Source organism: Tumebacillus permanentifrigoris (assembly GCF_003148565.1).
Taxonomy (GTDB): domain Bacteria; phylum Bacillota; class Bacilli; order Tumebacillales; family Tumebacillaceae; genus Tumebacillus; species Tumebacillus permanentifrigoris.
Map to the genome: position 1 here is coordinate 1 of NZ_QGGL01000049.1, position 2,378 is coordinate 2,378.

The 2,378-nt window shown below is 58.6% G+C and carries 1 protein-coding gene; it reads right to left on the reverse strand.

What is annotated here, in order from left to right; translation table 11 throughout:
• A partial coding sequence (locus C7459_RS22700) for a non-ribosomal peptide synthetase (protein WP_146201073.1) occupies positions 1–2,378 on the reverse strand: 2,378 nt, incomplete at both ends.

A 2,378-nucleotide genomic window follows, 5' to 3' on the forward strand; every position in this document is an offset into this window, starting at 1 on the left:
GCTTTGCGATCCACTTTGCCATTCGGTGTCAACGGCAGGGCGTCGAGCTTCACGAAGTTGGATGGGATCATGTATTCCGGCAAGGTCTCTTTCAGCGCACTTCGCAGTTCGCTGACCGTGGACTCTGACACCACATAGGCGGCGAGGCGCTTGTCACCAGGCTCGTCCTCACGCACCAACACGACGGCTGCAGACACAGTCGGCAACAGCGTGAGTCGCTCCTCGATCTCGCCCAGTTCGATCCGATACCCGCGCACCTTGACCTGATGGTCGGCGCGTCCGATGTACTCCAACTCGCCGTCTGGCAGGTAGCGAACGAGGTCTCCTGTGCGGTACATCCGCCCTGCACCGAATGGGTTCGGGAGGAAGCGCTCATCCGTCATCTCTGCGCGATTCAGGTAGCCGCGTGCCAGACCAGAACCCGCGATGAACAATTCGCCTACGACCCCCAGCGGTACGGGTTGCAACAAGCGGTCGAGCACGTAGAGTTGGGTGTTGGCAATCGGTCGACCGATCGTCGGCGCGGTCGTATTGCTTTTTTCCACCAGCGTATAGGTGGAGTAGGTCGTGTCCTCAGAAGGCCCGTATAGGTTGTAGACCTTTTCGATGTGCGGCAGTTGGTAGAGTTTTTCCACCAGCACGCGGTGCAGAGGCTCGCCCGCCAAGTTCACCGTGCGCACGGTTGTCGGTAGCCCGCCGATGCGCAACAGTTCCGCGATCGCCGAGGGCACTGTGTTGATCAGGGTCACTTCGTCCTTGGCAGGCAGTTGCGGCAGGTGCAACGCATTTTCAGCAAGGATCAGCTTGCCTCCGCTGCTGAGCGTGACGAACAGCTCGTAGACAGAGAGGTCGAAGCAGATGGAAGTCGAGAACAGAACACCTTCGAGATCCTGCTGGCTGTACTCGCCTTGTGCCCACGCGATCATTGCCACGGCGCTTTGATGCTCAATCGCGACCCCTTTCGGACGGCCGGTGGAGCCGGAGGTGTAGATGACATACGCCAAGTGGGTGGCCGAGGTGTTGAGCGATTCGGCTGTGAGATTACCATCCGCTTCCTGTGCGATTTGCTCCCATTCGGAGTCAAGACATACCGTTTTCAATGAAGAAGGCAGTTGCTCTTGCAGGTCTGATTGCGTCAACAGCACGGTCGCTTCCGCATCTTCCATCGTGTACAAGATCCGCTCCTGCGGATAGGCCGGATCGAGCGGTACGTAAGCACCGCCAGCCTTGAGTATCCCCAGCATCCCCACGACCATCTCCACGGAACGCTGCAGGTAGACCCCGACCAACGATTCCTGTTGCACGCCGAGACGACGCAGATAGTACGCCACTTGATTCGCACGGGCATTCAATTCGCGATAGGTCAGGCGCTGTTCGCCAACCACGAGCGCGATTGCTTCTGGCGTGCGCTCTACTTGGGCTTCGAACAGGTCGTACATCGTCATGGTGCGCGGGAAGTCCGCATCTGTCTGGTTCCAATCGACCAGCAGGACTTGCTCCTCTGTCGACGACAGCAACGGCACTTCCGCCACTTTTTGCATCGGATCGGCGGTCATCGCCGTCAACAGATTCTCAAAGTGCTGGGTCATGCGTTGAATCGTCGCAGCGTCGAACAGGTCGGTGTTGTACTCGAAAGTTCCGCTCAAGCCCGCTGTCGTTTCCTCCAGTGTGAGCGTCAGGTCGAACTTCGCCGATTGGTTGTCAACCTCGAACGGCTCTACCGTCAAGCCTGGCAGTTGTGCGGCGTTCGTCGGCGTGTTTTGCAAGACGAACATCGCTTGGAACAGCGGCGTGCGACTGGTGTCGCGCTCCGGTTGCAGCTCCTCGACCAATTTTTCAAACGGCACATCTTGGTTGGCAAAAGCGCCAAGCGCCGTTTCCTTCACGCGAGACAACAAGTCAACAAAGGTCGGATCATTCGACAGATCAGTGCGCATGACCAGCGTGTTGACGAAGAAGCCGATCAGGTCTTCCGTCTCTTCATGAACTCGTCCGGCAATCGGCGTGCCCACTGCGAAGTCCTCCTGCCCCGAGTAGCGGTACAGCAACGTTTGGAACGCGCCGAGCAAGGTCATGAACAGGGTCGCTCCATGACGACGACTGAGTTCGTGCAACGCTTCCTGCATCTGCTTCGAGAGCGCGACCGATTCTGTTGCGCCATTGTACGTTTGCACGGGTGGGCGCGGACGATCGGTCGGCAGTTGCAGAGCCGGCAGCTCGCCGCCCAGTTGCGCTCTCCAATAGGAAAGTTGCCCCTCCAGCACATCGCCTTGCAGCCAGTCTCGTTGCCATGCGGCATAGTCGGCATATTGAATCTGGAGGTTGTCGAGCGACAGGTCGGTTCCCAGAACGTCCGCCTCATAGAGCGCGGTTACCTC